Origin of the sequence: Lactobacillus helveticus, from assembly GCF_046109915.1 — a bacterium.
Taxonomy (GTDB): domain Bacteria; phylum Bacillota; class Bacilli; order Lactobacillales; family Lactobacillaceae; genus Lactobacillus; species Lactobacillus helveticus.
The window spans coordinates 933469-945860 of the sequence record NZ_CP151471.1 but is presented as its reverse complement, the minus strand read 5'-3'; the positions used below and the strand labels follow the sequence as shown (position 1 = coordinate 945860).

General features: G+C 35.9%; 9 protein-coding genes, 2 tRNA genes and 1 pseudogene. 9 read left to right on the top strand and 3 right to left on the bottom strand.

Annotated elements, in window-relative coordinates; genetic code table 11:
• Positions 1 to 10 precede the first annotated feature (10 nt).
• Positions 11 to 2206, bottom strand: a complete 2196-nt coding sequence (locus AADV52_RS04860; protein WP_041808779.1) for an LTA synthase family protein — start codon at positions 2204 to 2206, stop codon at positions 11 to 13.
• A gap of 124 nt (positions 2207 to 2330) precedes the next feature.
• Between AADV52_RS04860 and AADV52_RS04855 the strand changes: the two genes are divergently transcribed.
• From AADV52_RS04855 to AADV52_RS04845, 3 genes and pseudogenes are all read left to right on the top strand, one after another.
• The gene (locus tag AADV52_RS04855; RefSeq protein ID WP_014919078.1) at positions 2331 to 2945 is read left to right on the top strand and encodes a VanZ family protein; all 615 of its coding nucleotides are present in this window, start codon (positions 2331 to 2333) and stop codon (positions 2943 to 2945) included.
• 75 nt (positions 2946 to 3020) lie between these two features.
• Positions 3021 to 4361: a glucose-6-phosphate isomerase gene (locus tag AADV52_RS04850; protein ID WP_014919077.1), complete on the top strand. Its 1341-nt coding sequence runs from the start codon at positions 3021 to 3023 to the stop codon at positions 4359 to 4361.
• Positions 4362 to 4488: 127 nt separating this feature from the next.
• Positions 4489 to 5869: pseudogene (locus AADV52_RS04845) on the top strand (MFS transporter).
• Between the two features lie 96 nt (positions 5870 to 5965).
• On the opposite strand, the gene AADV52_RS04840 reads toward AADV52_RS04845, so the two are convergent.
• Positions 5966 to 6979, bottom strand: a complete 1014-nt coding sequence (locus AADV52_RS04840; RefSeq protein WP_014919076.1) for a serine hydrolase domain-containing protein — start codon at positions 6977 to 6979, stop codon at positions 5966 to 5968.
• An 80-nt stretch (positions 6980 to 7059) separates the two neighbouring features.
• Between AADV52_RS04840 and AADV52_RS04835 the strand changes: the two genes are divergently transcribed.
• Both AADV52_RS04835 and AADV52_RS04830 read left to right on the top strand, forming a co-directional pair.
• Positions 7060 to 7131, top strand: a tRNA-Glu gene (locus AADV52_RS04835).
• 5 nt (positions 7132 to 7136) lie between these two features.
• Positions 7137 to 7209, top strand: a tRNA-Gln gene (locus AADV52_RS04830).
• Between the two features lie 87 nt (positions 7210 to 7296).
• Here the strand turns inward: AADV52_RS04830 and AADV52_RS04825 are convergent.
• Positions 7297 to 8649: a Mur ligase family protein gene (locus tag AADV52_RS04825; protein WP_014919075.1), complete on the bottom strand. Its 1353-nt coding sequence runs from the start codon at positions 8647 to 8649 to the stop codon at positions 7297 to 7299.
• Between the two features lie 150 nt (positions 8650 to 8799).
• Between AADV52_RS04825 and AADV52_RS04820 the strand changes: the two genes are divergently transcribed.
• From AADV52_RS04820 to AADV52_RS04805, 4 genes are read left to right on the top strand one after another with little or no spacing between them, the layout of a single operon-like run.
• Positions 8800 to 9399, top strand: a complete 600-nt coding sequence (locus AADV52_RS04820; protein WP_014919074.1) for a thymidine kinase — start codon at positions 8800 to 8802, stop codon at positions 9397 to 9399.
• 16 nt (positions 9400 to 9415) lie between these two features.
• Entirely contained in the window at positions 9416 to 10504 is a 1089-nt protein-coding gene (gene prfA, locus AADV52_RS04815) for a peptide chain release factor 1 (protein ID WP_014563879.1), read from the top strand.
• Positions 10497 to 11339, top strand: coding sequence for a peptide chain release factor N(5)-glutamine methyltransferase (prmC, locus tag AADV52_RS04810; protein ID WP_014919073.1), 843 nt, complete (start codon positions 10497 to 10499; stop codon positions 11337 to 11339). Before prfA ends, prmC begins: the two co-directional genes overlap by 8 nt.
• 5 nt (positions 11340 to 11344) lie before the next feature.
• On the top strand, positions 11345 to 12346 hold the full coding sequence (locus AADV52_RS04805) for an L-threonylcarbamoyladenylate synthase (RefSeq protein ID WP_014919072.1): 1002 nt from the start codon (positions 11345 to 11347) through the stop codon (positions 12344 to 12346).
• Positions 12347 to 12392: the final 46 nt, after the last annotated feature.

The window sequence follows — 12392 nt, the reverse complement described above, 5'->3', positions numbered from 1 at the left end:
TTAATATTATCTATTTTTTACTATTTTTGTCTTTATCATCTTGATCTATTAACTGGTTTTTCAGTACTCCTTCTGGTACTTTGGTGATATCTTTTTCACGATTGTGCAGTTCAGAAGCATCTGTTTTATAAAGCTTAGTTGTAGAACGATTATGATTTCGACTGTAAAGTGAAGTAGAACTGTCTGCAAGATCTTGTCTGATTGCGATCATCTTTTGATAATTGTCAGAGTAGTTAAACTGAGTCGGATCAACTGGTACAAAGCCGGCCGGGGTGTAAAATCTCAGTAGGTTATGATTGTTTAGCAGATCAGAGTAATGAAGAGAATCTTTAGCTTTCTTGGCTAAAGTAGTAATTTCTTTCTTTTCTTGTGGGCTAAAGTTAATAATTTGTCTACCATTGATTCGGTTATAAACCGTTCCTTTTATTCCTTTGTCTCCAACAATAATGTACTTGGAACTAATAATGGTACCATTTCTAAGGACGATCCAATTTTGCCTATGTGGGGAAAGCATATCGTTACCAAATTGAACATAGCCTTTATTATTAATGCCAAGTAAGTGAAGCAAAGTTGGTAGAACATCGATTTCACCAGCAATTTCGTGGCTGATTTTTCCTTTTAAATTATTGGCATGAATCATAAAGGGAACACGCTGCATCTGTACGTTGTTATAAGTATTCCAAGTGTTTGCACTCTCATTAATGATAGGAGCCAAAGTCTCATTTTCGGAATTGCTTAATCCATAGTGATCGCCATAAATTACAATCATACTATTTTTGTAAAGACCAGATGCTTTTAAATAATTAAAAAATTCGTGAACTGCTTCATCTAAATAATGTGCAGTTTCGAAATAATTATTGATAGTCTGATCGCGCGTTTTAGTGGTTTGGAAGTTAGGGTCACGATCTTCTTTATCGAGTTCAAATGGAATGTGGTTAGTAACAGTAATGAATTTTGCATAAAATGGCTGCTGCATTTGCTCTAAATATTTAATGCTTTCTGCAAATAGAAGCTTGTCTTTTAGACCATAGCCGCTACTGTCTTTAGTCTGTGAGCTGTAATAATTTTTATCGAAGAAATAGTTATAGCCCATGTTTTTATAGACATCATTTCTGTTCCAAAAAGTACCAACATTGCCGTGGAAAACAGCAGAAGTATAGCCGTCTTGACGCAGAATTTGTGGAGCCGCCTGAAATGTGTTTTCAGATCCTAATGAGGTGAAAAGCGAGCCATCAGAAATTCCATAAGTGCTAGTTTCTAGCATGTTTTCAGCATCACTGGTCCTACCTAAGCCAACTTGATTATAAAAATTGTCAAAGCTTAAAGTATGTTTATTTCGATAAAGCGAATTTAAAAATGGCGTAACTTCTTTACCATTAACTTTGAGATTGATCAAAAATTGTTGGAAACTCTCTAAGTGAATGACAATAACATTTTTATTTTTTTCGACACCAAAGTACGCAGAGGAAGGAGCAGCGTAAGTCTTTTTAGTAAAGTTTAAAATGTCATTTAAATCTGAGGCATTGGCGTTTTTGGTTACCTGCACGTTCTGTGCACTTTTAAAACCATCGTAAGCAGTAAAAGCATCAATACCTAAGTATTTCACGACATAAGAACGATCAAAGGTATTTCTTAAAAGACGTGGACGAGAAGTTTCAGCCAAAAAGATGTTTAAAGTGGTAATTAATGCACCAACCGAAGTGATAGCAATAGGCATTGAAAGCCCATATGATTTTTGATCGATTCGTATTTTATGAATAACCAAAAGAATGATGATAACGATAAGATCAATCCAAATTAAGATGTCACTAGGGTGGAGTAATGCGACGGTACTTTTGCCTAATCCCTGAGAAACCTTACCAGCATTAGTCATTGTTTTAATGGTTAAAAAATCAGTGAATTGCCGATAGTATATGATGTTTGCAAATAATAAAGCAGTATTTGCAAAATCCATGATTAACATGGCGATATAGGAAATAATAGGTTTAGGGATATAAAAACCAATACTAATCAAAATAATCGCTGTTCCAATTGGACTGAGCCACATGATAATGTGTTGGTAAGGGTCCGATAAACCTAAATTAAAGTCGAAATAAGCGGCAAAAATGTATTTTATCCAAAAACAAAATACTAAGAGGATTAGAAATCCTGTCCTTGTTTGAATAAAATTGCTAATTTTCTTTTTCATATTTTTCTCCTTTAACATCTTTTAATTTTAAAGGTTCATTCTGCTTAAAACAACGATTTATCAATAGTTATGCATTTTTTAATAATTAGCTTTTGAAAAAATGGCTATAATCTAGAAGGAATAATTTAGAAAGAGGCAAAGCATGCTATTTTTCGGCCCACTTTATAATTTATTAGCAGAGCGTTACGCAACTAGTATTAATCATTTTGCATTAGTAAAATTAACTTTTTTGGCACTAGATAAGACTTTTTTTTACTTTTTGATTTTTGCGGTTTTGCGATTGATCTGGCTTCTTTTTGTTAGAAGGAGAAGATCAATCAAATCAGAAATTAGTGTTTGGATTTTTGCATTTTATTTGATTTTGATTTTAATGTTGACCACATTCAGAGATACTTATTTTCCATGGCAACTAGCGTTTAATTTTAATAGACCGTTAAGTGATGTCAATTTAGTTTTTATGAAAGAAACGTGGAAACTAGTTTATGCACCGAGTAGATTGGATTTCTTTTACAATTCATTTGGCAATATTATGTGTTTTGTGCCGTTTGGAATATTATTTCCAATTGTTTTTTCAAAAAAGCAATCGTTTTTTAAAACTATTGTGATAGGGATGCTATTTTCAATTTTTATCGAAACCTTGCAATTTTTATTGGCAACTGGTGTGAGCGATATTGATGATGTCTTCTTTAATACGTGTGGTGCGATCCTGGGCTATTTGATTTATCTCTTTTTCAGAAAATTATGTATGCGTTTGTAATTGATACTGGTATTCGGTAAATAAGATTGTTAAAATAAAGATGTGGAATTTTTATAATAGTTAGGAAGCAGATTTATGAGTTTAATTAATTTTGATAGTAGTAAATTAACCCCATTTGTTCATGAAAATGAATTAGGCGAAATGCAAGCTATGGTAAATGCTGCTAACACTGAACTCCGTGATGGTACTGGTGCTGGTAGTGACTTCCGTGGTTGGCTTGACTTACCAGTAGATTACGACAAAGACGAATTTGCACGTATCAAGAAGGCCGCTAAGAAGATCCAAGGCGATTCAGAAGTTTTAATTTGTATCGGTATCGGTGGTTCATACTTAGGTGCTCAAGCTGCAATTGAATTGTTGAACAGCAACTTCTACGGCAAAGAAAAGGCAGATATGCCAACTGTAGTCTTCTGTGGTAACTCACTTTCAGGTTCATACCTTTATGACTTGATTGAATGGTTAGGCGACAAGGACTTCAGTATTAACGTAATTTCTAAGTCAGGTACTACTACTGAACCATCAGTAGCATTCAGAATCTTCAAGGATAAGTTAATCAAGAAGTACGGCAAGGAAGAAGCTGCTAAGCGTATTTACGCAACTACTGACCGTCAAAAGGGTGCTTTGAAGACTGAAGCTGATGCAGAAGGTTACGAAGAATTTGTAGTTCCAGATGATATTGGTGGTCGTTACAGTGTTCTTACTGCTGTTGGTTTACTTCCAATTGCAGCTGCAGGTGCTGACATTGATGCATTGATGAAGGGTGCTGCAGATGCTCGTGCAGATTACACTGATACTGATGTTCACAAGAACTCACCATATCAATATGCTGCTCTTCGTAACATTCTTTACCGCAAGGGTTACACTACTGAAATTGTTGAAAACTATGAACCAAGCCTTAGAATGTTTGGTGAATGGTGCAAGCAATTGATGGGTGAATCAGAAGGTAAGGATAACAAGGGTATTTGGCCATCAAGTGCTAACTTCACTACTGACTTACACTCACTTGGTCAATACATTCAAGAAGGCCTTCGTAACTTATTCGAAACTGTTATCCGTGTTGAAAACCCACGTCACGATGTTAAGATTCCTGGCGATGAAAAGAACTTGGATCAACTTAACTTCTTGGAAGGCAAGAGCTTGAATTACGTAAACGACCGTGCTTACGAAGGTGTTGTTTTAGCTCACACTGACGGTGGCGTACCAGTTATGACTGTTAACATTCCAGATCAAACTGAACATACTCTTGGTTACATGATCTACTTCTTCGAATTAGCAATTGCTATTTCAGGTTACTTGAACGGCATTAACCCATTCAACCAACCAGGTGTTGAAGAATACAAGCGTAACATGTTTGGTCTTCTTAACAAGCCAGGTTATGAAAACTTACACGACGACTTAACTAAGCGTCTTAAATAATTAATTTTACTCAGCATATTTGATAGTATGCGGTTGAATATGGTTAGCATTAGCTAATTAAAGAAAGAGTAGAAACTTTTTTAAGGTTTCTACTCTTTTTGTTTGGAATATTAAATTAGGGATTTGTATGAAAGAAAAAACAAAAAATATTTTGGCTGTTTTATCAGCAGCATTTATGTCATTTGTGGGAATTCTGACTGAAACAAGTCTAAACGTAACTTTTCCTACGATGATGAAGCAGTTCAATGTTGCCTTAGATACTGTTTAATGGACTACTACAGGTTATCTTTTAACGATTGCAATTATTATGATCTGTTCATCGTATTTAAATGAACGATTTACAGCTAAGCAATTGTTTATTGTAGCATGTGTTGGCTTTATGGTCGGTAGCGTAATTAGTGCGTTAGCACCTAATTTCTTGATTTTGCTTTTAGGACGTTTGATTTCAGCATTAGGTGCAGGAATCAGTACGCCGTTAATGTTTAATTTAGTCACTGAAATTATTCCACGTGCCAAATGGGGCGTTTATATGGGAATTGCTGGTTTAGTAGTTGCCATGGCACCAACTTTGGAACCTGCTTTTGGTGGGATTACTAATTTTTATTTATCTTGGCGTTGGATTTTTATTTTTGCAACTATCATTGCCTTGGTTGTTTTCATTGCAGTTATTTTGGTGATTGGCAAATATCATGAACAAGTTAAAAGCAATTTTGATTGGCTAGCAGTTGTAGTTTTAGCTGGCGCCTTTATTACTCTGACTGTAGGTGTTAATCAAATTAGTAAAGGAATCACTAATCCACTATTTTGGCTTTTGTTAGTGGCAACAGCTGTTTTGATTTGGCTTTTTATTAAGCTGTCTCAAAGATCAACTAAGAAGTTGCTTGATCTAGCCGTTTTTAAACAAAAGGCTTTTGTATGGGGCGCTTTAGCATATTTCCTTTTGCAATTTAACAATATCGGCATTAGCTTTGTATTACCAAATTATGTTCAAATTGTTAATCATCAAAATTCTTTAGTAGGTGGATTAATTTTGCTTCCTGGTAGCATTATTGCAGGTTTGCTTAATCCTTACCTTGGTAGCTTATATGATAAAAGGGGGTGCTAAATCACCGCTTTATTTAGGCGGTAGTCTAATGATGCTAGGATGCTTACTATTCATGATTTTTGGCTTGAATTTAAACGTATTAATGATCGTCATTTTTTACGGCATTATGATGATGGGGCACAGAATGTCCTTTAGTAATACTTTGGCAGAGTCTCTTAAAGTAGAAACTGGGTCATTGCGTGCCGATGCCACGGCCGTTTGCCAAACTAGTCAACAATTAGCAGGTTCAATTGGAACAACTGTCTTAGCAGCAATTATAGCGATTTGGCAAAAAAAGCCTGCCGTTTCTTATTCTTTGGGTACTGCTCAAGGCAGTCAGGCAGCATTTATTTTTACATTAATTATTAGTTTAATTATTCTTTTTAGTGACTGGAAAATGTTTAAAACGGAAAATAATAATTAATTAAGACAATTACTTTAAAATAAGTTATAATATATACGGATGATGAAATTTAGTGAGAGATAAAAAGGACGGCTGACACACAGTCGTCCTTTTTTCTTATGCTTTGCTATTTTCTTTTAAAAAGCTACGGATGATTTTTTCTCGCATTGCAAGAAAGATTGTATTATGTCCAGTAGGATGAATTCGATTAGTCAACAGAATTAAACCTGATCGTTTAATGCGATCCAAAATCATTAATGTACCGGTGAAACCAGTATGTAAGATAATCGGATAATGATTTTTAGGGTCAAAGCGTAGATCCCAGCCCCAAGAACGAGGCTTTACTCCAGCTGGATTTTTGTTGTCAAAAAGCAGACTGACCGTTTTTTGACTGTAAGGGAGTACATCTTTTTTTAATCCAAGATAGCCTTGACTAAAGGTAATTAGATCTTGCATGGTTGAAAAAAGGCCAGCAGATCCACAATCAGCTCTTAATTGTCTTGCCTTAGGATCATGAGGTACTCCTTGCAATACTTGGCCGTTAACAATTGCAGTTGGTACACAGGCTTCTTTTTTAGGTGAAAACGTAGTATGAGCTAGCGGCATTTGATTGAATACCTCAGTTGTAGCAACTTCTTGTACAGGCCGATTGAAAATCTTTTTAATGACTAAGCCTAGCAAAATAAAATTGGTGTCGGCATAACGCATTTTATGTTCGAATTCGCCTGTCACAGGAAGATTAATAATTGCTTTTAATAATTCGTCATGATTTAATTCATCACGATGTGGAATCCAACCGCGGATGCCGCTGGTATGAGTTAGCAAGTGATAAAGGCGAATACGTGAATCCTTGAACTCAGGAATAAACTCTTGTAAAGGTTCAGTAAAGTTAAGCTTGCCTTGATCATACAGCTTTAAAAGCACATTTTCGGTGGCTAAGACCTTGGTCAAGCTTGCCAAATCATATTCCGCAAATGGGCTAAGTTGAGTAACAGTAGGGTAGATGCTAGCAAATCCTGTTGTTGAAGTAAAGATTTGTTTATCTTTAATAAAAGTGTAGTTAACGCCTGGTACTACTCGTTCAAAGACCGTTGATTCAATTAAATGTTGTGTTTTATTATAGTCGATCATTTTTCACCATCCACTCAATTATTATAGACAAAATGACTTGACAAGCATAGAAGAAAAAAGCATAATTATTAATGTTGATTCGCCCGTTGGTCAAATGGTTAAGACGCCACCCTCTCAAGGTGGAGTTATGAGTTCAATTCTCGTACGGGTGATTCATTGAGATATAGCCAAATTGGTAAGGCACAGGATTCTGGTTCCTGGATGTTTGGGTTCGAGCCCCAATATCTCAATAGTAATAAAGGTTTAAGCTAAGAGCAGCTTAAACCTTTTTGTTTTGCCTAAAATAAAAAAGATTCACTTTGCGTGAATCTTTAACATTACATACCAGCTTTAATAATTTTCTTTTCTGCCATTTTCCTTCTAAGTGCAAGCATTGCTGTGTAAGTAGAAAGGATATAGACCTTCTTAGTTGGCAACTTTTTAATTTCTTCAATCAAACTGTCATAATCAGGATTAGTACTCATAGTACCTGGATCAAAACCGGCAATCTCTAATCTGAAGTCCATGTCATGCCAGCGCTGACCGCCGACAAGAATCTTTTTGATCTTGTCTTTATTTAGTCCTTCGAAGTCAGCATCCCAAATCCATGAGGTATCAATACCATCGGCGTGGTTGGCATTTAATAAGGCAACTAAAGAGTAGTCATCTTTTTCAGTATTGAGCATGTGCAATACTTCATCCAGACCAACAGGGTTTTTGACCAAGATTAAATCAATATCTTTATTACCGTAATGGATTAATTCTTGACGTCCAAAAATACGCTTGTTTTCAGCAAATGCTTGAACGACTTCAGCTTCAGTTAAACCGAAATGACGAGCTACTGAATAAGCAGCTAAGGCATTATATATATTATAAGTACCACCGATGTTAATAGAGTAATCCTTGTTGCCCATTTGGAATTTCAAACTATTAGGCGTTTGTTCAAGAATATTATTGACTGTAAAAGTCAAGTCAGGACGGTGATATCCGCAGTTAAGACAGAAGAAATCACCTAAGTTAGCATAGATCCTGCTATGGTAGTGCAAAATGTGATCACATTTAGGGCAAAGCACGCCATCAGTGTTAACAGGAGCCTTAAAATCATTTTCTGGCTTGTCATTAGGCAATTTAAAACCGTAGAAAATTTTCTTATTAGGAAGCTCAACTGATGAAAAGATGCTTGCATCGCCGTTAGCAATAATAGTTGCATCACGTGCTAATTTGATACCATCGACGATTTTGTCGTAAGTTGTATAAATTTCACCATAGCGATCCATCTGATCACGAAAAATATTTGTCAAAACAAATACGCTAGGATGAAGCAATTTGGTTACCATCTTTACGTTAGCTTCATCAACTTCTAGCACCGCGATCTTTCGCTTAACGCGCTTATGTTTATGAGCTAAAAAAGCTGTTACAATCCCTTGTTGCATGTTTGAACCAGATGGATTAGTTAAAACATCACCATATTTTTTCTTTAAGGCTTCAACTATTAAAGCAGTAGTCATGGTTTTCCCATTGGTTCCCGTAACTATTACGGTTTCATAGCCTTGGGCTAAAGAATTAAGAACGTTTGGATCAATTTTCATAGCAAACTTGCCAGGGAAACTAGTACCACCTTTTAAAACGTTATGTAAAAACCAGTAACTAGACTTTCCCGCAACTTTGGCGATTCCTGATTTAAAACTCATATTATAATCCCTCACTTTAAAACTATGTTTTAGTTTAGCATAGAGCAGGAATGAAAACGAGGTTTTACCGTTCATTTAGCTACACAAATTTATTTTTTCCTCTATACTATGTTAGGCGAATACTTTTTAAGTAAAAGGGAGGGGCCCGGAATGTCGCAATTATTTTTTCGTTATGGTGCAATGAGTAGTGGTAAAACAATAGAAATTCTAAAAGTGGCTCACAATTATGAGGCACAAGGGCGAAAAATTGCTTTAATGACGAGCGGACTTGATAATCGTAGTGGTGTTGGTACGGTTGCTTCTAGAATTGGACTTCATCGTAAGGCAATTCCAATTACTGCGGATATGAATTTATTTACATACATTGAAAAAATGAATAGCCATGATTTAGCTGATGGAAAAGGAAAATTGGCTTGTGTCTTAATTGATGAAGCACAATTTTTGAAAAGACATCATGTTTTAGAATGTGCCAAAATTGTAGATGAATTTAATATTCCAGTGATGGCATTTGGCTTAAAAAATGATTTTCAGAATCATTTATTTGAAGGCAGTGAAAATTTATTGATTTTTGCTGATAAAATAGAAGAGATGAAAACTATTTGTCATTATTGTGGTCATAAAGCAACGATGAATTTAAGGGTTAATAATGGCAAACCTGTATATGAAGGTGAACAAGTACAAATTGGTGGCGATGAAAGCTACTATCCAGTTTGTCGTTATCATTATTTTCACCCAGGTATTCAGAGATAGAGAGGACTTTTAATTTATGGATAAAGTGATGGCTCAATTAGAGGGCTTAGTAGCTCATTATGAAGAACTTCAAGAAATGATGGCAGACCCTGAAGTTATTAATGATACTAAGCGTTACATGGAAATTTCTAAAGAAGAAGCCGATTTGCGTGAAGTTGTACAAAAGTACAAGAAATATAAAGAAGACAAAAAAGAAATCGCTGACAATAAAGAAATTATTGCCAATGAAACGGATTCTGATTTAATCGAAATGGCTAAAGAAGAAAATGCTGAGATTGAAAAAGAAATTCCTGAACTTGAAGATCAAATTAAAATTTTGATGTTGCCTAAGGATCCTAATGATGATAAAGACATCATCATGGAAATCCGTGGTGCAGCTGGTGGTGATGAAGCTTCACTTTTTGCTGGTGATTTGCTTAGAATGTATGAAAAATACGCTGAACGTCAAAACTGGAAGGTTTCAATGATTGATTCAGAACCAACTGAAGTTGGTGGTTATAAGCGTGTTGCCATTATGATTACTGGAGACAAGGTTTACTCAAAATTAAAGTATGAAAATGGTGCTCACCGTGTTCAACGTATCCCAGTAACTGAATCTCAGGGTCGTGTTCATACTTCAACTGCAACTGTTGCCGTTATGCCTGAATATGAACAAGTAGATATTGATATTGATCCAAAGGATATTCGTGTTGATGTTTATCGTTCAAGTGGTGCCGGTGGTCAGCACATTAACAAGACTTCTAGTGCCGTTCGTATGACTCACTTGCCAACTGGTATCGTAGTTGCTATGCAGGATCAACGTAGTCAGCAACAAAACCGTGAAAAAGCTATGCAAATTTTGAAGTCTCGTGTTTATGACTACTATGAAAGTCAAAACCAAGCTAAATATGATGCTAAACGTAAGAATGCTGTTGGTACTGGGGACCGTTCAGAAAGAATCAGAACTTACAACTATCCTCAAAACCGTGTTACTGATCACCGTATTGGCTTGACTATCAATAAGCTTGACCGTGTAATGAACGGGGAACTTGACGAAATTATCGATGCATTGATTCTTTATAACCAAACTAAGCAATTAGAGGAGTTGGCTGATCAAAATGCCTAAGACTTTAAAAGAAATTAGAATTAAGGCAGGCGAAACTGCTGAAAATGCTTGCCCTGAAGATATTGACTATGTTTTGGCTGAGCGTCTTAATTTGACTCCAAGTGAATTTGAGTTAAAACAAGACATGGTTTTATCTGACGATCAGTTAAAGCAAGCAAATAAAGATATTAAAAAGCTAGCCAAGGGTGTTTCTCCCCAATATATTTTGGGTTATGCCTGGTTTTTGGGATATAAAATCATGGTGCAGCGTGGGGTCTTAATTCCACGCTTTGAAACTGAAGAACTCGTGGAATGGGCGCTTAAGTCGTTGAAGAGTGGCGATAAGGTGCTTGATTTAGGTACTGGTTCGGGATGCATTACGGTTGCCCTTGCTAAAGAAGCCGAGAAAAAAGGGATTAAAGATTTAACTCTTTATGCTAGTGACATTACTGATGCCGCATTAAGAACTAGTGAAGAGAATTTCTTGACTTATGATCTTGATGTAGTAACGCGTAAGGCAAATGTCTTAATTGGTTTGGAAAAGTTTGACAAGATTATTTCTAATCCGCCATATATTAAGACAACCGAGAAAAAAGAAATGGATGAAAATGTCTTGCAAAATGAACCTAAAGAGGCCCTTTTTGCAGGCAATGATGGTTTAGATTTTTATAAAAAATTTACTAAGCAGGTTCGTGATCACTTAAATAGTCATGGTGAATTCTTCTTAGAATTTGGTTTTAGCGAAGAAGATCAATTGAAAGAACTATTTGCTAAAGAACTGCCTGATTTTGATATTGAATTTAGAAAAGACATGGCCGGCAAGCCACGCATGGTTCATGGAAGGTGGCAAAAATAAAAATTATGGAAACCAAGATTTTTAAAAAAGATCAAATTGATGAAGCTGTTAAATTATTAGCTGAAGGAGAACTTGTAGCATTTCCAACTGAAACGGTTTATGGATTGGGTGCAATCGCAACTAAAGAAAAGTCTGTTAAAGGTGTTTATGCTGCTAAAGGACGTCCTAGCGATAATCCTTTGATTGTTACCGTTTCTGATGAAAAAATGATGGAGCGCTATGCCAAAGAAGTGCCTGAAAGAGCTAAAAAATTAATCAAGCACTTCTGGCCAGGTCCTTTGACTTTACTCTTATTTGTTAAGCCTGGTACGCTTCCTGATGCCGTTACAGGTGGACTTGATACAGTAGCTTTTCGTTGTCCTGATGATCAATTGACTCATGATTTAATTGCTAAATTAGGTTATCCAATTGTAGGCCCATCTGCCAATACTTCAACTAAGCCAAGTCCAACCACTGCTGAGCACGTTTACCATGATTTAAAGGGCAAGATTGCAGGCATTATTGATGGTGGTCCAACTCGTGTTGGTCTTGAGTCAACTATTATTGATTTATCCGTCAAAACTCCTATTGTCCTTCGTCCTGGTGAGATTACGCCAGAAGAACTTAGCGAGGTCCTCGGTGAAAAAGTTTTGATTAATACTGGTAAGGTCGCAGATAAAGATGTACCTAAAGCTCCAGGAATGAAGTACAGACACTATGCTCCAAGCGAACCCGTTGTTGTAGTAGATGATCCTGCTGATTTTGGCAAAATTGATTTTAATGATAAAACAGGTGTCGCTGCGTTAGGTTCGGTTTTAGATCAAATTAATTTACCTGAAGAAAATAAATTTGACCTAGGTAAAAATTTAATTGATGCCGATCATAATTTGTTTGGTGCATTACGTTACTTTGATGATAAAGACGATATTGAAACTATTTATGTTCAAGGCTTCGATGAAGGCGAAGAAAGTTTGGCTTATATGAATCGTTTGAACAAAGCCGCTGGCGGTCATCATCTTAATAAATAAAAAATAAAACGCAAAGGGGTTTAAACCCTTTGAGTTTTTGATTAAA

What these genes read in the sequence shown, in the direction of transcription:
- prfA (WP_014563879.1), top strand. Translation starts at nt 9,416, where the DNA reads ATGGATAAAGTGATGGCTCAATTAGAGGGCTTAGTAGCTCATTATGAA.
- AADV52_RS04820 (WP_014919074.1), top strand. Translation starts at nt 8,800, where the DNA reads ATGTCGCAATTATTTTTTCGTTATGGTGCAATGAGTAGTGGTAAAACA.
- prmC (WP_014919073.1), top strand. Translation starts at nt 10,497, where the DNA reads ATGCCTAAGACTTTAAAAGAAATTAGAATTAAGGCAGGCGAAACTGCT.
- AADV52_RS04825 (WP_014919075.1), bottom strand. Translation starts at nt 8,649, where the DNA reads ATGAGTTTTAAATCAGGAATCGCCAAAGTTGCGGGAAAGTCTAGTTAC.
- AADV52_RS04855 (WP_014919078.1), top strand. Translation starts at nt 2,331, where the DNA reads ATGCTATTTTTCGGCCCACTTTATAATTTATTAGCAGAGCGTTACGCA.
- AADV52_RS04860 (WP_041808779.1), bottom strand. Translation starts at nt 2,206, where the DNA reads ATGTTAAAGGAGAAAAATATGAAAAAGAAAATTAGCAATTTTATTCAA.
- AADV52_RS04850 (WP_014919077.1), top strand. Translation starts at nt 3,021, where the DNA reads ATGAGTTTAATTAATTTTGATAGTAGTAAATTAACCCCATTTGTTCAT.
- AADV52_RS04805 (WP_014919072.1), top strand. Translation starts at nt 11,345, where the DNA reads ATGGAAACCAAGATTTTTAAAAAAGATCAAATTGATGAAGCTGTTAAA.
- AADV52_RS04840 (WP_014919076.1), bottom strand. Translation starts at nt 6,979, where the DNA reads ATGATCGACTATAATAAAACACAACATTTAATTGAATCAACGGTCTTT.